Origin of the sequence: Phocaeicola sp. ICN-14070, from assembly GCF_037892625.1 — a bacterium.
GTDB lineage: Bacteria > Bacteroidota > Bacteroidia > Bacteroidales > Bacteroidaceae > Phocaeicola > Phocaeicola plebeius.
This window is the reverse complement of record NZ_JBBKBF010000012.1, coordinates 20,571-41,940: the sequence shown is the minus strand read 5'-3', so window position 1 is coordinate 41,940 and position 21,370 is coordinate 20,571. Positions and strand designations below refer to the sequence as shown.

The following is a 21,370-nucleotide window of genomic DNA, read 5'->3' as shown; positions in this document are numbered from 1 at the left end:
CGAACAGACACATGACTCAAACTCTTGAAACCCTATACAGCCTATTCACCGGTCATGCTCCGGAAAGCGTGGAAGCATTGCCGGGAGCAGGCTCCAACAGAAGCTACTACCGCCTGAAGGGTACTCCGACCCTTATCGGGGTATGCGGTACTTCACGCGAAGAAAACGAGGCCTTCATCTACCTGTCGCATTATTTTCAGGCACAGCATTTACCCGTACCGACGGTGCATGCCGTTTCCCACGACAGACTCTGTTACCTGCAGGATGATTTAGGAACAGATTCTCTGTTCCAGCTTATCGCACACGGAAGAGAAACCGGAGAGTTTGACTCAACGGAAAAGGACTTGCTGAAGAAAGTCATCCGGTTACTACCCCGCATACAGTTTGAAGGGGCACAAGAACTGGATTTCGGAAAATGCTATCCGGCGGTAGAGTTTAATCACAGAAGCATTCTGTGGGACTTGAACTACTTTAAATACTGTTTTCTGAAAGCTACGGGAGTGGAATTCAGAGAGGATTTGTTAGAAGACGATTTCGAAGCCCTTTGCCAGACACTGATAGAAAGCATGGAAACCCAACCGGTATTCATGTATCGCGACTTCCAGAGCCGTAACATCATGGTGAAGGATGGAGAGCCTTACTTAATTGATTTCCAAGGAGGAAGAAAAGGACCGCTGTATTACGACGTGGCTTCTTTCCTCTGGCAAGCCAAGGCCAACTATCCGGATAGCCTACGCCAGGAATTGATTGACGAGTACCTGGAAGCACTGCGTCCCTACAAACAGATAGAAAAGGAAGTGTTCCTGTCCCGTCTGCGTCATGTCGTATTGTTCCGCACGCTACAAGTACTGGGAGCTTACGGCTTCCGCGGCTACTTCGAGAAAAAGGCTCATTTCATTGAGAGCATTCCTTTTGCCATTGAAAATCTGCGCCAGTTATTGCAAGAGGGTTTTCCGGAATATCCTTATCTCTGCGAGGTATTGCAGCGCATGACAGAACTGAAACAGTTTGCTGCTGCACGCAACCGCCGTAACCTGACGGTCACGGTGATGAGTTTCTCTTACCGGAAAGGTATTCCGGCAGACGAAAGCGGAAATGGTGGAGGGTACGTGTTCGACTGCCGCGCCGTACACAACCCCGGACGCTACGAACAGTACAAATCGCTTACAGGACTGGATGCACCGGTCATCGAATTTTTAGAGAAGGACGGAGAGATTACAGAGTTCCTTCGTCATACCGACTCTCTGGTGGATGCCCACGTGCAGCGTTTCCTGGAACGTGGATTCTCACACCTGATGATTTGCTTCGGATGCACCGGAGGACAACACCGCTCCGTGTACTCTGCCCAGCACACAGCAATGCACTTGCATGAAAAATTTAAAATTAATGTACACCTGATTCATCGGGAACAACAAATAGACCAATTACTGAAAGCCAAATGAAAGCCATGATATTTGCTGCCGGACTGGGTACCCGGCTCAAACCGCTGACCGACCACATGCCCAAGGCCTTAGTACCGGTAGCTGGACGTCCCATGCTGGAACATGTGATTCTCAAACTGAAAAAAGCGGGATTTACCGAACTGGTCATCAACATTCACCATTTCGGAGAACAGATTATCGATTTTCTGAAAGCCAACCAGAATTTCGGACTGACGATTCATATCAGCGACGAGCGTGACAAGTTACTCGACACAGGGGGCGGTATCAAAAAAGCGGCAACCTTCTTTACAGGAACGGAACCGTTCTTGGTACACAACGTAGACATTCTGTCGAATGCCGACCTGAAAGAGGTCTATGATTTTCATCGGAAGAGCCAGAATCAAGCTACCTTGCTGGTCAGCCCGCGCAAAACCTCACGCTACCTGTTGTTCGATACAGACAACCGCCTGCAGGGCTGGATTCACAAGGATACCCTGCAAACCAAGCCGGAAGGATTTGTGTACGAACCAGGCCAATACCACGAATATGCATTCAGCGGCATCCATGTAATTTCACCGGATCTGTTTCGCTACATGGAGGGAGAGACATGGAACGGTAAATTTCCCATCATGGATTTTTATCTGCACACCTGCCGGCAACTCCAGTTCGGAGGATACATCAAAGAAGACTTGCAACTTATTGACATCGGCAAACCGGACACATTGGCCCGGGCCGAAGAATTCCTAAAGGATTAATACCAGGTAACTGCACTACCCGTATTGCTTCGCTGATCCCACTTCAGGGCATCGGTCAGCATACTGGAATTGGCACGGATAGAGAAGTTATAAGAAGTAAACGGACCGAACACCAATCCGCAACTCATATTAAAGCAGTGCAAATCACGGGTAATGTTCAAGGTTGTCATAGACATCTCCTTGGAGGTAAAGTCGTATCCGGTAGAATAGGTCATATTCCAACGGCTACCAATCTTGAAGTTACCCGATACATTCAATGAATGCGTCAATGAATACGGATAACGCATGGTCTTGATGTTAATGTCCTTCGAACGGTCTTCACGAATACTGTAGCTATAACTCAAGCTGACACTCCACGGGAACTTGAAAGCCAGGTAACCATCTGAATCGACAGAAGCTTTCTCCGTCTTTCGCATGTTGGAGTTGTTATTTTGTTCTTCCGTTTCTTCATCTGTCTCCTCGTCTTCATTTTCTTCCTTCCCTTTATTGTCCTTGTTCTTTTCATCCTCTTCTTTCTTTCCGAAGAGTTTCTTGAAAGTATCGTTGTTCAAGGTATAAGAGAATGAACCACTGTACCCCTGAAAACGTCCAAAACGTCCATAAGACCATTCTGTACGGTCACCCACCACTACATTACCATTCTCATCAAATTCATAGGCATACGTAGCGAATGAAGCATTCATATTAAACGTATAACTCTTGGTCAACTTCAAGCGAAGATTCATGCTCAAGTCACTCCACCGCTTGTTGGCTACGTCGTAAGAAAGAGAAGCTCCCAACTGGTCAATCAAACTTATTTTCTTATAACCAGTGGTATCCTTATCCGACTTCATCTTCATTTCAATGTTATTATCTACCGAGAAGCTAATGTTCTGTGACATATTCTTTCCCGGATAGCCGTATACAGCTCCTTCATAAGGAGAATATTCTACGGTACGCACTTCACCATCCTCATCCGTATAAGTATAGGTATCATAATAGCCATAACGTGATTTTCCAAAGTCTGGCGTATAGGTATAGCTAACAGTAGGGGTAAAGACATGACGAATCTGAAGTTCCTTACTCTTCATGAACAAAGGCTTGTACATACCATATAACTTGGTATTCATCTGTAAAGACAAGTTATAATCATACAAACGGTTGAACCCGTTGATGGTATCCCGCTTCACATGGTCAGTAGAAGCAGGACTCGGGTCATAACTCTGCTTTACTTTCCGCAAATACCAGCGCTCCGTATAATTGAACGAAGGAACGATGTTGATGTACTTGAACAAGTTGAAAGTAGCCGAAACCGGAATCTTGTGCTGCATACCATTCTCCCACTGTGTCAAAGGTGTCTTAAACAACAGATTATCCTTTGTACTGATGGAGTTGGTAATACTTCCGGTATATTGCAATGAAATCTTTTCATACCAACGTTCATCTCCTACCGATTTTTTACGTTTGAACGGATAAATACGGTTCAATGAGATGTTTACGTCGGGCAACGTCATACTCAAAGAAGAGTCACGCGTATTCTGTGTGATATTGAATGTACTTGAAATATTCAATCCAATTTCCGGGAAGTTCCGCGAATAGCTCACACTGGAAGCCTTGGTATTCTGAGAATACTGTTGCGGATTATACAAACTACTCAAACTAGAACGGTCATAACTACTGGTAGCAAAGTTCACACTGGCAGAGAACGAGCTGTTCGGGTTAGCCTTGGCATCCTGACGATGACTCCACTGGATACGGAAGTCTTTCGATACGGAATAATCGGGCATATTCTTCTCACCCGTCTTTGTCACCAGATAGCTGGCATTGAAGGAGCCGCTGAATTTATAACGCTTGTTATAGTTAGATGCAGCCGACAAACCCCATGAGCCCTTCGTAAAGATTTCTCCCAACACCTTCAAGTCCATCTGGTCGCTGATGGCAAAATAATAACCACCGTCACGCAAATAGAAACCACGGTTCATTTCATCACCATACGTCGGCATGATAAATCCTGAAGAATAACTGCTATTGAACGGGAAGAAGCCAAAAGGTACGGCAATGGGTAAAGGCACATCTTCTACCACAAGTTGTGCTGGTCCGAATACCACGTTTTTCTTCGGACGTACCTTTGCCATAGAAAGCCGCAAGTAAAAATGAGGATGTTCATGATTGTCACAAGTAGTATATTTACCATGACGCATGTAAATCTCATCATCTGCTCCTTTCTTTCCCTCCTCACTAGTGACATATCCTTCACCCTGCTGTGTGACAATGTTATTGATAAAACCTTTTTTAGTCTTGAAATTATAACGCATAATTTTAGACTCATACGGAGTTTCTCCATCCTTGAAAATCGGCGTACCCGTTTCCACTCCTGTCGTATCGGCTACCCCCTTAGCAAAGACGGTACTGCTATCCATATTCATGGTAATTACCGCAGAAGTCAGTTCAATGTTCTGGTAATTCACCTTACCTTCCCCATAAAGGTGCGCATATCCATCCTTTGTAAAGACAATAGAATCGCTTGCCTCATAAATGACCGGCGCATCCAGGGGTTCTTTTTTCTTTGTGGTATCCACGGTCAAAGAGTCCATTCCCAGCGAATCAAGCGCCACAGAATCCCGATGAAGGGAGTCGGTTTTTTCTCCTCCCCGCATACGCTTTCCTCTCACACGCTGTGCTTCGGCATAAAATGAGCAGAAAAAGCCAAAAACAAACAGAGATAGCAGTAAATATGTAGTTCTTCTAAATGATGTCATCACCGTCTTTTTACGCAATATGCGGTGCAAAAGTAAGCATTATCCTACAAATAAACGTCAACCCTTTCCTTTTTAATGTATTTTTAGTTCTACAAAAAGAGTTTACACCAAGCATCAAAGCGTGTCAAGCCCTCTTCCCCATGCTTTTCAATACTCTTTCGGGCCTTCTCCACACTCTTTTCTTTATCTAATTTAGTCTTTGAATAAAACTTGTCGGCAAAGCAGATAATCTGTTCTTCCAGGCTGACAGGAATCATTTCACGGTGAGGTACCGGAAGGTCACGTTCCATAATCGCCTTAAGAGAAAGTCCGGCACCAGTATGACGCTCACACACCAGCGCATGACGTGGATAACCTTCGCGAGCTACCAGTTCTGAACCTAAATACCCATGACAAATATAAGGATACTTTCCAAAACAGAAAATACCATCTGCATCCGTCATAAAAATACCAATATCATGAAGCATGGCTGCCTCTTCTATAAAAGTCAAATCCAGATTCAGTTCCGGATGCTTACGTGCCATTTCCAAGGCTTTATCTGCTACCGAACGGCTGTGTACCAACAAAATATGTTTTAACTCATTATCTTCCGGATAATATTTGTCAATCAATGCAAGTGGATTCATAAATAAATGTGGCTATATTTGTAAAAAGTATCACAAATCTACAAAAATTCCATGAGTTACACGAAAAGAATCTTTTTGAAATACATTTTGGGTGCATGTATAGGCTGTTTTATAGCTTTTCAAGGACATGCCACCGTACGCAACGGAGCAGACCAGCTGGAAAAGCTGCTCCCCTTGCTTAAAGGAAAACGGGTTTCTCTAGTAGTAAACCATACTTCTCTTTGTGGGAAAACACACCTGCTAGACACCCTGACCAGTCAAATAAAAATCGTGCGTGTATTTGCTCCTGAGCATGGATTTCGAGGGGATGCAGATGCCGGAGAATACATTCAAAACGGGAAAGATACCCGCACGGGAGTGCCCATCCTTTCACTTTATGGGAAAAACAAGAAACCGCTAGCTTCACAGCTGACAGGCACGGATGTAGTGGTATTCGACATACAAGATGTAGGAGCCCGCTTCTATACTTACATCAGTACCCTTTACTACGTAATGCAGGCTTGTGCCGAGAACCAAAAAGAGCTGATTGTGCTGGATCGCCCCAATCCATGTGACTATGTAGACGGTCCGATACGAGAAAAAGCATACAAAAGTTTTGTGAGCATGCTTCCCATTCCCCTGCTTCACGGATGTACCTTAGGCGAAATGGCTGGAATGATTAATGGAGAAGGATGGTTGGGTAAAGGTCTGCAATGTCGTTTGCAAGTAATCCGAATGGAAGGATGGAAACACGGTCAGCCTTACTCTCTTCCGGTAAAACCTTCTCCTAATTTGCCCAACGATCTTGCCATTGCGCTCTACCCTTCACTCTGCCCTTTTGAGGGTACTTCCGTAAGCGTCGGAAGAGGTACCACCTATCCTTTCCAAGTCATCGGTTCTCCGGCACTAAAGGATTTATTCTGGTTTCAGTTTATCCCACTCTCTTTAAAAGGGTTCGACAAGCATCCGCTTCATCAGAATCAGACCTGCTTTGGCCTTGACCTGCGTACAGAGAAAGAGCTGCCTCAAGGCTTCTCTCTAAAATACCTCCTGCAGTTTTATCGACTTTATCAGAAACTGTATCCAGATGCTGAAAAGCGTTTCTTTAGCCGTCCCCAGTGGTTTGACCTGCTAATGGGTACCTCACAGGTACGAAAGGACATACTTCAGGGAAAAACGGAGTCCGAAATACGCCAGGCATGGGAACCAAGTTTGCAAGCTTACCGTGCCTTACGCAAAAAATATTTACTATATGAATAAAAAACAAGCGGACAGCAGGTAGTTCCTTTAAAGACTCCTGCTGTCCGCTTTTCACTATCTTAATCTGCACGATTATTTCTTTTTCATCTTCTGCATCATGCCAGCCATCTTGCTGCCAGTTACCATCTTCATCATCTTACGAGTCTGGTCGAACTGCTTCAGAAGACGGTTTACTTCCTGAATACTTGTTCCACTACCCTTTGCGATACGTGTACGACGTGTTCCATTCAGAATTTCCGGATGAGTACGTTCTTCCGGAGTCATAGAATAAATAATGGCTTCAATGCTCTTGAACGCATTATCGTCGATATCAATGTCCTTAATGGCTTTTCCTACACCCGGAATCATGGAAGCCAGTTCCTTCAGGTTACCCATCTTCTTAATCTGGTGAATCTGAGTCAGGAAGTCATTGAAGTCGAACTGGTTTTTCTGAATCTTCTTCTGCAAGCGTTTCGCTTCTTCCTCATCGTACTGTTCCTGCGCACGTTCTACCAGTGACACAATATCACCCATACCCAAGATACGGTCGGCCATACGAGCCGGGTGGAACTGATCTACGGCATCCAGTTTCTCACCGGTACCCACGAACATAATCGGCTTGTTGACTACCGTACGGATAGACAGGGCCGCACCACCACGGGTATCACCATCCAACTTAGTCAATACTACACCGGTGAAATCCAAGCGTTCATTAAACTCACGAGCTGTATTTACCGCATCCTGTCCGGTCATGGCATCTACCACGAACAGCGTAGCATCCGGATTGATAGCTTTCTTGATAGCTTCAATCTCGTTCATCATCTGTTCATCAATAGCCAGACGTCCGGCAGTATCGACAATTACCAAGTCATATCCTTTTGCTTTTGCTTCCTGAATGGCATTCAAGGCAATCTGTACAGGATCTTTACTGTCCAGTTCGCTATATACAGGAACTTCTACCTGCTGGCCGAGCACTTTCAACTGCTCAATTGCAGCCGGACGATATACGTCGCACGCTACCAGCAAAGGTTTACGGTTCTTCTTTGACTTCATCATACGGGCCAGCTTACCAGAGAAGGTAGTCTTACCTGAACCCTGCAAACCTGACATCAAGATAACAGCCGGACGACCTTTCAATTCAATTTCGGCAGTATCCCCACCCATCAAGGTAGTCAGCTCATCGTGTACAATCTTCACCATCAACTGACTGGGCTTGACAGCTGTCAATACATTCTGTCCCAATGCCTTTTCCTTTACCGTATCTGTAAAGTTCTTGGCTACTTTATAATTCACGTCCGCATCCAGCAATGCACGACGTACATCCTTCAAGGTTTCGGCCACATTGATTTCGGTGATTTTACCTTCACCTTTCAATATCTTAAACGACCGTTCTAGTCTTTCACTTAAATTATCGAACATATATGTTGCTTTTTTATTTATTATCAAAAATTTCCAGCGTGCAAAATTACAAAAAAATCAGTATGCTCAAATCTTTTTGTTCTGCCATTTTGCTTTTTTCAGATAAATGAGACTGGAACCTAACATCAATACGTAATAAATTACTTCCGTAGTGAAACATACGTCCACTGGAGCCTGGATGACCATGCCCACTACAATGATATAAAGTGCATAAAAAACTTGTACAAAAATTTCCAATACCAGCGCCGCCTGTGTATTGCCTGTTCCAGATATGCCATTGAAGTACACATTGGCCAGTGAAGCAATCAACATGGCCCCACATACCACGTACAATGCCGACACAGATTCTACCAGCAAGGCTTCTTCATTTGTATAAACCGACAAGATACTTCCGGGAAACGCCACGCACAAGCCTACGCACACTACCATAATCAAGAACGACATCCGGGATATTTTATGCAATAAGGTGACTACCCCAGATGAACCACCGGCACCTATCAGATTGCTCACCAGCGTATTGGCTGTAGTGGAAAGTGCCTGCACGGGAATCAGCAGTACTACATATACACTTCGTACGATATTAGCCACCGCCAGCTGCCGCTGTCCGAGTCGTTCAAGGGCCATAAAGAAGACAAACCAGATGGCCATGGCCAGAAAATACTGTACCATCGTAAAACAAGATATGCGAAGGATACGCAGCACCATACTTAAATCGAACTGTCCAAAACGATTCAGTCCATATTTTTTCAGGTCTACTTTATAATAGGTATAAAGCAAAAAGAAGAGCAACGAAGAAGCTTCGGCTATGACAGAAGCCAAGGCGGCACCACGTACCCCCATTTCCGGTAAGCCTAATTCTCCGAATACCAAGGCGTAATCAAGTACCACATTCACCAAAGCCATTACGACTGCATTCATGGTCAGCACTTTAGTACGAGTAATGCCGATATAAAGTCCACGAAACATTACGTTTACAAAAGCAAAAAGGAATCCCCAAATACGCCAGGTAAAAAATTCATACGTAGCCCCGTAAATAGAATCCGAAGTAATCAGTAACCGAATCAACGGAGCGGCAGAAAAATACATCAGTATCAGCAGACAAACCGCCATCCCGAAACTGAAAGCCGTTCCCTGCCACATGATAGGGCCCACTGCCCGATAGTTTCCTTCTCCATTGCGACGGGCTATCAGAATCTGCGAACCGACACTAAAACCAAAAGCAATGGTATAAACACAAATGTAGAGCAATCCGCCCATGGCAGCTGCCCCCAAAGCGACTTCACCCACACGCCCTAAAAAAGCTGTATCGGTCACATTTATCACATTTTGCGCCAATAAGCCCAGAAAAATAGGATAAGTAACACGCCAGATTTCCTTATTGGTGTACATATTTCAAAATAATAAAAATGATTGGGAATTGCATACTTTTGCAAAGATACACTTTTAAAACCAGAACTACACAAAAAACACTTAAATACCTTTCCTACCGCTTAGTTTCAAATAAAACAATTTCAAATAGAATAATTTTTACTCATTTCGTTGGTTTGTGTGCAATTTAACACTATTTTTGCAGCCGATTTTTAACAAACAACCTAGAAACGAATGAAAAAACTTCTATTCATCAGTGCAGCGACACTGTGTATCTCTTTCCCGACTTTCGCGGGAGATTATCTGACCAACACCAATCAAAATGCCGCATTCCTCCGAATGATAGCCCGAGGAGCTTCTATTGATATAGATGGCGTGTACAGTAACCCCGCAGGACTTTCTTTCCTTTCGCACGAGGGATTCTACCTGTCACTGACCGGACAAAGTGCTTATCAGGCCCGTGAAATTGACGCTACTTTCCCGCTCTTTCAGCAAGCTGACGGAACAGACGGTAGCCGACTGTACAAAGGAACAGCTTCTGCTCCCTTCATCCCGAGCTTTCAAGGATTATATAAAAAGGATAATTGGGTAATCTCTGCCAGCTTTGCCATTACCGGCGGTGGAGGAAAAGCTTCATTCAGCAACGGTCTTCCAATGTTCGATGCATTAGCTATGGGGATGATTTACCAGCAAACTGGCGGACAAGTAACTCCCCAGATGTACGACATCAATACTTCTATGGATGGGAAGCAATACATTTACGGAGTACAGTTGGGATTGAGCTACAAAATCAATGACTGGCTGAGTGTGTTTGCCGGCGGCCGAATGAACTACGTAAAGAGTGGTTATGAAGGTTACTTAAAAGCATATATGAAAGAAAGTTTAGGTGGAGCTCAGTTAGCAAACCTAGAACTGGACTGTGACCAAAGCGGATGGGGACTGACTCCCATCATTGGCGTAGACGCTAAACTAGGACGCTGGAACCTGGCTGCCAAATATGAATTCAAGACAAACCTGAACATTGAGAACCAGACTCACACGCTGGAAGTGCCTACAGGTACTCCAGAAGCAGTCATAGAACCTTATGCAGACGGAGAACAGACTCCCAGCGATATTCCCGCTTACCTGAGCGTAGCTGCCGGATACGAAATTTTGCCTAACCTCCGTGCTTCTGTGGAGTATCACTTTTATGATGATAAACATGCAGGCATGCTGAACGACCGACAGAAAACCTTGAAGCATGGTACTCACGAATACCTTGCCGGTATGGAATGGGACATTACCAAACGACTGACTGTCAGCGGTGGTTTCCAAAAAACAAACTATGGCCTGAGTGATGATTTCCAAACTGACACCAGTTTCTCATGCGACTCTTACTCATTGGGATTTGGTGCCAGAGTCAACCTTACACAAGCATGGAGCATTGATGTGGCCTATTTTTGGACACATTACAACAAATACACCAAAGAAACAGATAGCTACAATGGTACAGGTCTGAAAGGAACCGACATTTACAACCGCACGAACAAAGTATTCGGATTAAGTCTGAATTATAAATTCTAAAAATCTTAATAAGTATTATAAGCAAAAATCATTTTAGATGAGAAATATGACAAAAAAACAATATGATTTTGTGTTACACAGATTGTTATGTAATTTTGCAGCACCCATTTAAAATCATTTATTGCAACAACAATGACAGATATTTTAGAATTTATCAATCCAGCATGTGATGATGCGGTAGAAGATATAATTAAACAAATTAGAAGTTTAATAAATAGAGAATATTTAAAACCCGGTGACAGGCTTCCAGCAGAAAGGAAATTAGCTGAAAAGTTTCAGGTCAGCAGATCAACTATTAGAACTGCATTCAAACGCCTAGAGTTTTATAAAATAATAAAAACTATGCCACAAAGTGGTTCCGTAATCACTGGTATAGAAACTCATGCATTTGGAAGTCTTATTAATGATATTCTAAAAATTGACAATTGCGATTTCTTTTCTTTGGTAGAAATGAGAACAATTCTTGAAATCAACGCTGCACGTTTTGCTGCATTAAGAAGAACTGACCACGATCTGGAAAAAATAGAAAAAGCCATGAATGCGTACATTGAAAAAGTCCGTTCTCACGGTTCAGCTTTAGAAGAGGATTTTCAATTTCATCTCACCATTGCAGAAGCTTCAAAAAATTCAGTTTTAAAATCAATGATGCAGACTATCACTCCTGATATAATGATTAATTACAACAAATTTCAGGTATGCCAGTCCAATCATGACATTCCTATTAGTGAACATCGACTTCTATTTGAACATATAAAAAATAATGACATCGAATCTGCTGCAAACATTATGTCTCAACACCTAACAGGGGTCCTGACATTTGCCAAAAGCCAGCATATCATTATATAATCAAAAAATCGAATAGCAGGAATCATTAACCCTTCTATTCGATTTTTTAGCTTTATCCTATTCCTCAAAATCATCACACAGCATTCAAATCTTTTTTATCCAAATAAAAATAGTTATATATATTCAATGACGCTTTCATTGCACTTTGCACTCTTGCTTCAATGGTTCCAGTTCCATTATGTGGAGACAACAATACATTATCAAGCATCAAAAGTTGAGGATTTATCTCATCTTCATTTTCAAAAACATCTAATGCCGCACCATAAATCCAATGCTCTTTAAGAGCTTTAATCAAAGCCCCTTCATCAACAAGCGCCCCCCTAGCTGTATTTATCAACACTGAGTTAGGCTTCATCAATTTGAATTCTTGCTCACTCATTAACTTATTCTTGGACACTGCAGGTATATGAAGCGAAATAATATCGGCATCTCTAAGCAAATCTGACATAGATTCTCTCCATTCCAAAGATAAATTACTTTCTACACTCAAATCAACACGATGTCTGGAATAATAAATTATTTTTAGTCCAAATACTTTAGCTCTTCTTGCTACAGCTTGAGCAATATTCCCCATTCCAATTAGTCCCAATGTTTTACCATATAATGTATTACCCAAATTAGACATAACATCAATTACATTACGTCCACTACAGCCTCTAATTTTCAAATCATTTTCTTTCACTTTTCTCATTACGTTCAACATCAAAGCTAAGGTGAGTTCCGCCGTATACTCTGCAGCCATTCCTGGTGAATTTGTAACACATATTCCTTTTGATTTAGCATAATCCACATCTATATTATCGCATCCAATTCCAAAATTTGCAATAATCTTCAGGTTATGTGCTTTATCGATAACCCTTTTTGTAACCTTAAAAGCATAAGTGCAAAGCAACGCATCACAATCCTTTAAATGTTCATCCAACAAAACACCATCTATCATACCACATTCAGGAATGATAACGTGAAAATTTTCATATAAAAGTTCAACACCCTTATAAGGTAAAGAATGTGTAATCAGGACTTTATACATAAATATAACATAAAAAAACGAGAGAGAGGATTTCTCCTCCCTCTCTCCTAACCAATCATTTATTTTTAAAGTTAAGAAAAGAAACTTCCTCCATTAATATCAATATTTGTTCCTGTGATATATGAAGATTCATCAGAAGACAAATAAATAACCAAATCAGCCACTTCCTTCGCTTCTCCTTCACGTCTTAAAGCATAAGTAGCTTTCAAACGTTCACGATTTTCCGGAGTATTAAAACGGTCATGGAATGAAGTTGCAATTGTACCAGGAGCAAGAGAGTTAACTCGAATACCCTTAGGTCCAAGCTCTTTAGCCATAGAACGAGTAAATGTCATAACAGCTCCTTTTGCTGTAGCATACATAGAAGCACCCGGACCACCTCCATCACGAGCAGCCAAAGAAGAGAAATTAACAATTGTAGCACCAGCTGACATATATGGAACAGCTTCACGAGTACAAAGGAATACACTTCTCATATTTACATCCATCAAGAAGTCATACCAAGCTTCATCTTGCTCTGTAATTGTTTTTCTTCCTACAATACCACCTACCACATTTACAAGCGCATGAATCTGATTACCATATTTTTCAACTGCTGTATCAAACAATCTTTTTACATCCGCAGCCTTTGTCATATCACCCTGAACAATAATACCCTCAGACCCAGCTTCTTCAATCATACGTAATGTTTCTTTCGCATCATCAGGATTATCAAAATAATTTACTACAACTTTTGCTCCTTCTTGAGCGAATCTTACTGAAATAGCACGTCCTAAATCACGTGCACCACCTGTTACGATGGCTACTTTACCTTTTAAATTCATAATTTGAAATAAATTAAATGTTAATAGACTTATTTTATTTGTTCAATTTTTCCAACAGTAAGGAAGATTGAAAGGATAGACAATGGAACTAGTGCTCCCAATAAAGAAAACAACAAAATCCAATTAGTTATATACTGAGCAAACAATATGGCTATAATTGTACCGAGTACTGCAGCAACTCCACCTAATCCTGCTAAACTACCAACAGATTTACCACAATGTAAATCACTAGGTATTGTCTGTATATTAGTAATCATAAACTGAAATCCTCCCAACACAAAAGCCATAAAAATAATAGCCCAAACAGATGATGCAGATGATACCGCAGCAATAATGGAAGGCACAATAATTACCCCGCCCAATACAATAGCAACTTTACGCGAATAATCTACAGACTTTCCTTTCCGTATTAACATACCAGAAAACCATCCTCCGGCAATACTTCCTACCATAGCTCCCACATAAGGAACCCATGCCGAAAAAGCAACTTCTTTTATATTCAACTTAAATACATCTGCCAGATATAAAGGAAGGTACGTTACAAACATCCACCAAATTGGATCCAGAAAGAAACGGCCTAAAATAACAGACCAATTCTTACGATTTCCCAACAATTCGGATAAGCTACGCCCCTTCTGTGCTCTCAAATCAATTTTACACTCAGGCTGGCCAGTAAGAATATAATCTTTTTCCTCACTTGTTATCCAAGGATGTTCTGCTGGCCCCTTTTTATTAAAAATCAGCCAAGGTATAATCCAAATCAAGCCAAGACACCCAACTATCACAAAAGTAATCTTCCATCCAAAAGCTATGTATATCATCAAAATTATAATCGGAGCAATAATTGAACCTAAAGAAGCAGCTGCACCAAAAAGTCCCTGAGCTAAAGCGCGCTCCTTTTGAGGAAACCATTCCGCATTGCTTTTGGTTGTTCCCGGCCATGGACCAGCCTCACCTAATCCCAGCATCATTCTAAAAGAAGTCAAAGATAAAAGTCCACATGACATAGAAGTTAATGCATCAGCAGCTCCCCATAATAAAACAGATATAGAAAAGCCTTTTCGAGTACCAATCTTATCATACATTTTACCGGAGACTAACTGACTTATACCATAGGCTATCATAAAAAAGATTGTAATAGTACCCAACATATCCTTAGCCTCTTTTGCTGCCTCCTCTTCCGACAATGCAGGACTTATTAGTCCTAGATCATAAGCAATACCCTCTCTATTTACTACAATATCACGCCCATCTTTCTCTTTAAAGGTAAGGCGAGAAGCAGACACTATCAACTTATCTCCATTAGATTTTATCAAAGTATAATTGTCTCCATCCTTTATTGCATAATTTTCAGAATTTGACACTCTTCCTTCTGTGTTGATAACATACTCAATATTTGTTACCCACATATAATTTAGAGTACCTCTATCCAAATAATTTATTATGGTAATCAGCATTATAAGACCGATTATCCACCATCTTAATCCCCTAATCTTCATGATCCAATCATTTTTTGATAAAATCTTCACGCATCGGGCTAAACGTATCAATCAAAATTCCATCTTCCAGACACACACATCCATGAAGAATATCAGGCTCCATATATATGCCATCACCAGCCTTCACTATTTTCTTCTCATTACCTACAGTAAACTCAAATTGTCCACTAACAACCATCGTTGACTGAGAATGAAAATGTTCATGCATACTTCCCACTGCCCCTTTTTTAAATCGCACTTTTACAAGCATCAACTGCCCATCATAACCAAGAATCTGACGATCAATTCCATTACCAACTGTTTCCCAATTTGTTTCGTTCTCTAATACAAAAATCTTGCTCTGTGTTTTCATTGTTATATCATTTTTAATTAATAAAATACCTTATATGTTCCTTTCCAGGTCCAACCATTTACGCTATGCTCCGCATCCTTACTGCTATCGTTATTAGAAAAGCATATCGTCATAAAAAAATCTTCTTTTGTAGAAATTTTTATTATCGTATATTCATCCGTATCATATATAAGCTGAATATCTGAAACTAAGCAATATGGATTTAGAGTATACTCTAACTGAGGATTATATTCTCCATGTGTTTCCAATACAGAAACAAAGGTTTTATCTTTCCCATGGCTTCTATGCATAACACAAGGTTCAGGTCTAAGATTAAATTCCGGATCATTAGCTCCTAATCTTGTAAAATAAATCTGATCACCTTCACTAGTCAGAGTTGATAAAGAATAAAAACGATCATCACACAGCCAAGTCGTAGTAGAAACTTTAGATGATTTGTCCGCCAGTGCCTCTACCCAATAATACTGATAACCATTGTCTGCACCTAATACAGCCCGACTCTCTGTATAAGCCAAATATTGATAATTAGTATTTATCAAATGACCATTATAGTGTACTGGCATATCATACAAATGAGAATCTTTAGATTTCACTTTCAATAAATCAATAACCAAAGGAGATGCAAGTTCATCAATAGCAACCATAAACATGGTACGATGCATCCTTACAGAATTATATGAGTTTGAGTCCACTGCACTTATCATTTTTATATTTCCTTCCCCATCGTAATCATAAAACGAAGGAGAGTATTTTGAACCTATCTTCAAACTTCCATCATAATGACTTTTCTGGTCTACTACTAATGTATTATGTGCAATTGTTTGCTTTGCAAACTTTTCATTCTCTTTTAAATAGTGACCTCCGTTCTTAGGTTCAATATTCAAAAAACGAGCCGCTCCGTAATCTCTCACAACCTCATTATTATTATCATAAAATGTATAAGATAATTTATCAAAATGACCATGTCCCATTCCCTGAGAAGTATATTTCATCACTAGCGAAGTCAAATTCTCCCCATTTCTCATTCGTAAAATACCAATTCCTCCATTCTTACCTTTAGGGCCATCTGATATATTTACAGAATAATGCTTAAAAGGTACAGCCTTATCAATATCTCTTGATACTTCAAGCCCCTCTTTACTAACCATTACTGTCTCCTGCTGCTTAGCAATAGATAATAAAGATTTATCATGTGTCAACGAATAAGCAATATCTACCCCCCAAACTAATTCTGTTGTTCTCCAATCTTTCTCCAAACAATCGTTTAGATACAATAGCTTCCCATTCTCTTCCGTCATCTGTAATAACGTGGTAACAGCTTTCAATAAAACCCCGTCTTTATACTCAAAAATCTTCCGTTCAGGCTCTCTATTATCAATCGCAAGCGCAAATGTAATAAATGGCTGCAAAGAATATCTCTGATAATAAGGACCTTCCACAAAATACCCATCAGGAGAGAACAATTCATCTATCTGAGACAAAAAACCCGACTTTACATAACCGTCCACACCTGATATAGCCTTCTCAACCATTTTCAAATCTCCCATTACGTAAGAAATCATCCCTACTGCTGCAACCGACCATGTTCCATGATTATGAATACGCGTAAATGTTTTTTCATTATCCACAGCTAAAAACTTCACCATAGGTCTAAAAAGCCCTTTTTCTATATAATCCCGTTCCTGTTTTGTCAAATAATCATATACACAATCGTATGCTTGGGAAGTATATACCAACCACACACTTTCATTCAAACCCTGCCAAAACAATTTACCACGATATGAGGATTTTTGAACAGGATGAAGTGGAAGTGTTGAATACATAGACGCATATTTCATCAATGTATTCTTGATCAATCGCGCATACTTCTCATCCTTATATACTTGATATAATATACCAGCTTCATACATTATCGTGTAGTTTCGTTTATGCTGTTCATGTGTATATCCTCCACCAGCATCTTTAGGAACTGGAACCTCTAATGTGTCTTTATATAGATTATCTACTCTTAATTTTATCTCATTCAGACTTTTAGATAAAAGATTATGATTCTTTGCTTCATTTCTAATTAAAGACAAATCATTATTTGTCAGTACAAGACACGGATGGTTAACAACATCTGCCCACATGTAATTCTTAAATATCAGAATTAACAATACGAATAAAAATAATTTTTTGTGTTTCATCATAACTTCTTTAATTGGATGACCAAAAGTATATAGAAAAAATAATACAAACAAGTAATCAGAGATTTTTTTACCTTTTTTTTCTTTACATCGAAATTATAAAGGAATCATTATAATTATAAAAAATCGCTTTTAAAAGTATATATTACACCTTATTATACAGAAACACAAGGATAAAAAATAAAATTCATTTTTTCTCATTTTATATTGCTAATAAAAAAATAAGGCGTATATTTGGGCAACCAATACAATCTAAGAAAGATAAATTCAGTATTAACTAAAAAATAAAATCATGAAAAACAGAAAATCAATCTGTCTAAAAAGACTACATTTATTAATTTTAAGTCTTTTGGTTGTTCACCTTGTTTCGGCTCAGGAAATTACTGTTTCCGGAGTAGTTACAGATACAAGTCAAGAACCGCTAATTGGAGCTGCCGTTTCGGTTAAGGGCTCTTCTACAGGAACCATTACTGATTTAGACGGTAATTATTCTTTAAAAATATCATCACCAAATGATATTTTAGTCTTTTCATATATCGGATTTACTTCTCAAGAGATTCCTGTAAAAGGTCGGAAAGTGATAAATATAGCATTAGGAGAAGATGTAAAAGCTTTGGATGAAGTAGTAGTAGTGGGATATGGAGTTCAAAAAAAATCTCACCTGACAGGATCAGTTACAAAAGTCGAAACAGAAGGGCTAAGTGACATACCTGCAACTCGCATAGACCAAGCCTTACAAGGCAAAATCGCAGGTGTACAAATATCGAACACTACGTCTGAAGCAGGGGTTGCTCCTCAAATTCGTGTGCGAGGAATGGGTTCCATTAGTGCCAGCAGCGAACCACTAGTAGTTGTTGACGGCTTTCCTGTGGCAGATGGCCTGGCTTTTGTAGATATGAACGACGTAGCATCTATCGAGGTTCTAAAAGATGCAGCCTCATCTGCTATTTATGGTTCACGTGGAGCAAATGGAGTAATTCTTATCACTACTAAAAATGGCTCTGCCGATAAACCAAAATACTCTTTTAGATCAAGTTGGGGAGTAAAAAGTGCATACAAAACACCTGAAACTTATACAACTCGTGAATATACACAACTTTTAGCTAGAGATAAATATCTGCAAAAAATATATGAAAATCCATCATTTACATTAGAAAATGCTCCTGAAATAGACATGAATAAACTCATGAACAATGAAACTGCAATTTCATATATTCCTACAATATTTTCCGTACAAGATTATAACAATCTTCTTTCAGACAACGAAGAGGCTGTTTTATACATAGATAATGATACAAACTGGCAAGATCTAGCTCTGAGGAATGCATTTTCACAAAATTATCAGCTTGGAATATCTGGAGGGAAAAACTCTACTAAATACTATTTATCAGCAAATTACTCTAGCACAGAGGGAATTATGAACTTCAATGAGTATCAAAAAATGGGATTCCGTGCTAAAATTGACACAGAACTAAACAGTAAAGTAAGCATAGGTATCAACATCAATCCATCATATTCTAAACGCGAACGTCCTTCTGTAAGTTTTATTGATTATGTAAAATGCTATTCATTTCTTCCTTATAAACATACGGAATCTACAGCAGCTTTAACAGGACAAGAAGTAGGTACTTATGCACATCCTTACCATTTTAACACCGTTTACACTAGGCCAGATGGAACCACATTTAATGGTAATCCATGGTCATCAAGCAATAACAACCCTTTATCAACAGCTGAGAAATACAGACGATACCAATCAGACTACAGATTACAATCTTCTGCGTATGTAGATGTAAAAATCATAGATGGCCTTACATTTAGAAGTTCAAATGGAGTTTATGTAGCTTATAACCAAAAAGATGAGTACATGGAGTTCGATGCAAAGAAAGCCGGTGAAACCAATCAAGGCGTATATGGAAATAAACTATTCATCGACCTCCTTTCAGAAAACACATTCAATTACAACAAGACGTTTGGAAAACATGACTTGTCTGTACTATTGGGATATACAGCTGAGAAAACAACGACAACTACAGCAGGAATAACAGGCACAGCCTTCCCTACAGATTATATAAAAACATTAAATGCTGCAACCTCAATTACACTTGGTCCTGACAATACTTATACATTCAAAGAAGAAGATGCATTAATGTCAGTACTTGGGCGTGTGAATTATGCATACGAAGACAAATATCTTGCATCCGTTAGCGCACGTACAGACGGCAGTTCAAAATTCGCCAAAGGCAACCGTTGGGGATGGTTTCCTTCAGTATCTTTAGGATGGAGAATCTCAGAAGAGCCTTTCCTAAAAAAAGTAGAATGGCTAAATTCCTTAAAACTCAGAGCAAGCTGGGGACTTACTGGGAATAATGACATTGCCAACTACTCTTTCATGAATAAATTATCTTCCGCAAACTATTCTTTTGGAAGCAATAATGGAACCGTGACTGCAGGACTTACCAATGTAACCCCTGTAATTGCCAACCGAGATATTACATGGGAACAATCCAGCGAATACAATTATGGATTTGATTTAAGCGTATTAAACAATCGTATCAATCTTTCTGCAGAATATTATTATTCAGAAACCATACAAATGCTTTATGAGCAAACTGCACTTTCAATTACTGGATTTCAAAACTTTTGGAACAACATCGGAAAAGTAGCAAACAAAGGTTTCGAATTCGAGCTACGTACCCTTAATCTTAATAAGAAAAACTTCCAATGGGAATCTTCATTCAATCTCTCACTAAATAGAAACGAATTGTTAGATCTCGCTGGAGAAGTACGACAAATTAATTATGGAGAAAGACAGGAAGGATATTTAGCCGAAGTGGGTCATCCATCTATCCAATATTATTTATACAAAACTATAGGTGTATGGAAATCTCAGGAAGAAATTGATGCCAATCCACACCACACAAATGACAAACCTGGAGGTCTAAGAGTATGGGATGCAGATGGTAATGGAGAAATAACAGATGCAGACCGAGTTCCATGCGGTACTCCTTTCCCAGACTTTACATGGGGATTCACTAATACATTTAATTTTTACGGATTCGACGTAAATATCCTGCTACAAGGCACACAAGGCGGAAAACTGTTTAATGGAGATGGTTATTACAATGAAACATGGAAGTTTAATAAAGAGTTTAAAGATACGAATTATTGGATAACCCCTAATAATCCAGGAGATGGAAAAACACCTTATCAAATGGTCGGTATAGATCCTGAACTTACAGATTATTTGCTTGAAGATGCATCATACTGGTCTATCAAAGACATCGTGATAGGCTACAAATTCCCTAAAACCATATCCAAAAAGTTAGGACTAAACAGTCTGCGTTTATATGCGTCTGCACAAAATTTATACATACATTTTGCTAGCAACTACAGAGGTATAAATCCTGAGGCACGATATACCTCCGGTAACTATAGCAATCCTTTGATTTCTGGTTATCAAAGAGGCGGATTTCCAATGGAAAGAAGTTTTAATTTCGGAATAGACATTAATTTCTAATAAAT

At 39.9% G+C, this 21,370-nt stretch carries 15 protein-coding genes; 6 read left to right on the top strand and 9 right to left on the bottom strand.

Annotated elements, in window-relative coordinates:
* Positions 1-11: 11 nt before the first annotated feature.
* On the top strand, positions 12-1,442 hold the full coding sequence (locus WKT20_RS05605; RefSeq protein ID WP_340417003.1) for a RapZ C-terminal domain-containing protein: 1,431 nt from the start codon (positions 12-14) through the stop codon (positions 1,440-1,442).
* Positions 1,439-2,176, top strand: a complete 738-nt coding sequence (locus WKT20_RS05600; RefSeq protein ID WP_118163744.1) for a nucleotidyltransferase family protein — start codon at positions 1,439-1,441, stop codon at positions 2,174-2,176. Before WKT20_RS05605 ends, WKT20_RS05600 begins: the two co-directional genes overlap by 4 nt.
* On the opposite strand, the gene WKT20_RS05595 is transcribed toward WKT20_RS05600, so the two are convergent.
* Together WKT20_RS05595 and WKT20_RS05590 are read right to left on the bottom strand one after the other, a co-directional pair.
* On the bottom strand, positions 2,173-4,812 hold the full coding sequence (locus WKT20_RS05595; RefSeq protein ID WP_340417014.1) for a putative LPS assembly protein LptD: 2,640 nt from the start codon (positions 4,810-4,812) through the stop codon (positions 2,173-2,175). The two genes, WKT20_RS05600 and WKT20_RS05595, sit on opposite strands and share 4 nt — an antisense overlap.
* 191 nt (positions 4,813-5,003) lie before the next feature.
* Positions 5,004-5,540, bottom strand: coding sequence for an HD domain-containing protein (locus WKT20_RS05590; protein ID WP_007562811.1), 537 nt, complete (start codon positions 5,538-5,540; stop codon positions 5,004-5,006).
* Between the two features lie 69 nt (positions 5,541-5,609).
* On the opposite strand from WKT20_RS05590, the gene WKT20_RS05585 reads away from it, so the two are divergent.
* A complete protein-coding gene (locus WKT20_RS05585) occupies positions 5,610-6,779 on the top strand; it encodes an exo-beta-N-acetylmuramidase NamZ family protein (RefSeq protein ID WP_445323265.1) in 1,170 nt (389 codons plus the stop codon).
* Positions 6,780-6,851: 72 nt separating this feature from the next.
* On the opposite strand, the gene ffh is transcribed toward WKT20_RS05585, so the two are convergent.
* Both ffh and WKT20_RS05575 read right to left on the bottom strand, forming a co-directional pair.
* On the bottom strand, positions 6,852-8,177 hold the full coding sequence (gene ffh / locus WKT20_RS05580; RefSeq protein ID WP_117673936.1) for a signal recognition particle protein: 1,326 nt from the start codon (positions 8,175-8,177) through the stop codon (positions 6,852-6,854).
* Between the two features lie 66 nt (positions 8,178-8,243).
* On the bottom strand, positions 8,244-9,566 hold the full coding sequence (locus WKT20_RS05575; protein ID WP_007561256.1) for an MATE family efflux transporter: 1,323 nt from the start codon (positions 9,564-9,566) through the stop codon (positions 8,244-8,246).
* Between the two features lie 213 nt (positions 9,567-9,779).
* On the opposite strand from WKT20_RS05575, the gene WKT20_RS05570 reads away from it, so the two are divergent.
* Positions 9,780-11,108, top strand: coding sequence for an OmpP1/FadL family transporter (locus tag WKT20_RS05570; protein ID WP_118441213.1), 1,329 nt, complete (start codon positions 9,780-9,782; stop codon positions 11,106-11,108).
* A 132-nt stretch (positions 11,109-11,240) separates the two neighbouring features.
* Positions 11,241-11,954, top strand: a complete 714-nt coding sequence (locus WKT20_RS05565; protein ID WP_118026214.1) for a FadR/GntR family transcriptional regulator — start codon at positions 11,241-11,243, stop codon at positions 11,952-11,954.
* A gap of 73 nt (positions 11,955-12,027) precedes the next feature.
* On the opposite strand, the gene WKT20_RS05560 is transcribed toward WKT20_RS05565, so the two are convergent.
* The 5 genes from WKT20_RS05560 to WKT20_RS05540 form a co-directional block, all read right to left on the bottom strand.
* Positions 12,028-12,984 (bottom strand): NAD(P)-dependent oxidoreductase, encoded by a 957-nt coding sequence (locus WKT20_RS05560; protein ID WP_118026213.1) that lies wholly within the window; start codon positions 12,982-12,984, stop codon positions 12,028-12,030.
* 71 nt (positions 12,985-13,055) lie between these two features.
* The gene (locus WKT20_RS05555; protein ID WP_118026212.1) at positions 13,056-13,808 is read right to left on the bottom strand and encodes an SDR family NAD(P)-dependent oxidoreductase; all 753 of its coding nucleotides are present in this window, start codon (positions 13,806-13,808) and stop codon (positions 13,056-13,058) included.
* Between the two features lie 29 nt (positions 13,809-13,837).
* Positions 13,838-15,307: an MFS transporter gene (locus tag WKT20_RS05550; RefSeq protein WP_118026270.1), complete on the bottom strand. Its 1,470-nt coding sequence runs from the start codon at positions 15,305-15,307 to the stop codon at positions 13,838-13,840.
* A gap of 7 nt (positions 15,308-15,314) precedes the next feature.
* Positions 15,315-15,659, bottom strand: coding sequence for a cupin domain-containing protein (locus WKT20_RS05545; protein WP_118026211.1), 345 nt, complete (start codon positions 15,657-15,659; stop codon positions 15,315-15,317).
* 17 nt (positions 15,660-15,676) lie between these two features.
* The gene (locus tag WKT20_RS05540) at positions 15,677-17,848 is read right to left on the bottom strand and encodes an alginate lyase family protein (protein ID WP_118026210.1); all 2,172 of its coding nucleotides are present in this window, start codon (positions 17,846-17,848) and stop codon (positions 15,677-15,679) included.
* Positions 17,849-18,137: 289 nt separating this feature from the next.
* On the opposite strand from WKT20_RS05540, the gene WKT20_RS05535 reads away from it, so the two are divergent.
* Positions 18,138-21,365 (top strand): SusC/RagA family TonB-linked outer membrane protein, encoded by a 3,228-nt coding sequence (locus WKT20_RS05535; protein WP_118026209.1) that lies wholly within the window; start codon positions 18,138-18,140, stop codon positions 21,363-21,365.
* Positions 21,366-21,370 lie beyond the last annotated feature (5 nt).

What these genes read in the sequence shown, in the direction of transcription:
- WKT20_RS05605 (WP_340417003.1), top strand. Translation starts at nt 12, where the DNA reads ATGACTCAAACTCTTGAAACCCTATACAGCCTATTCACCGGTCATGCT.
- WKT20_RS05600 (WP_118163744.1), top strand. Translation starts at nt 1,439, where the DNA reads ATGAAAGCCATGATATTTGCTGCCGGACTGGGTACCCGGCTCAAACCG.
- WKT20_RS05595 (WP_340417014.1), bottom strand. Translation starts at nt 4,812, where the DNA reads ATGCGGGGAGGAGAAAAAACCGACTCCCTTCATCGGGATTCTGTGGCG.
- WKT20_RS05590 (WP_007562811.1), bottom strand. Translation starts at nt 5,540, where the DNA reads ATGAATCCACTTGCATTGATTGACAAATATTATCCGGAAGATAATGAG.
- ffh (WP_117673936.1), bottom strand. Translation starts at nt 8,177, where the DNA reads ATGTTCGATAATTTAAGTGAAAGACTAGAACGGTCGTTTAAGATATTG.
- WKT20_RS05575 (WP_007561256.1), bottom strand. Translation starts at nt 9,566, where the DNA reads ATGTACACCAATAAGGAAATCTGGCGTGTTACTTATCCTATTTTTCTG.
- WKT20_RS05570 (WP_118441213.1), top strand. Translation starts at nt 9,780, where the DNA reads ATGAAAAAACTTCTATTCATCAGTGCAGCGACACTGTGTATCTCTTTC.
- WKT20_RS05565 (WP_118026214.1), top strand. Translation starts at nt 11,241, where the DNA reads ATGACAGATATTTTAGAATTTATCAATCCAGCATGTGATGATGCGGTA.
- WKT20_RS05560 (WP_118026213.1), bottom strand. Translation starts at nt 12,984, where the DNA reads ATGTATAAAGTCCTGATTACACATTCTTTACCTTATAAGGGTGTTGAA.
- WKT20_RS05555 (WP_118026212.1), bottom strand. Translation starts at nt 13,808, where the DNA reads ATGAATTTAAAAGGTAAAGTAGCCATCGTAACAGGTGGTGCACGTGAT.
- WKT20_RS05550 (WP_118026270.1), bottom strand. Translation starts at nt 15,307, where the DNA reads ATGAAGATTAGGGGATTAAGATGGTGGATAATCGGTCTTATAATGCTG.
- WKT20_RS05545 (WP_118026211.1), bottom strand. Translation starts at nt 15,659, where the DNA reads ATGAAAACACAGAGCAAGATTTTTGTATTAGAGAACGAAACAAATTGG.
- WKT20_RS05540 (WP_118026210.1), bottom strand. Translation starts at nt 17,848, where the DNA reads ATGATGAAACACAAAAAATTATTTTTATTCGTATTGTTAATTCTGATA.
- WKT20_RS05535 (WP_118026209.1), top strand. Translation starts at nt 18,138, where the DNA reads ATGAAAAACAGAAAATCAATCTGTCTAAAAAGACTACATTTATTAATT.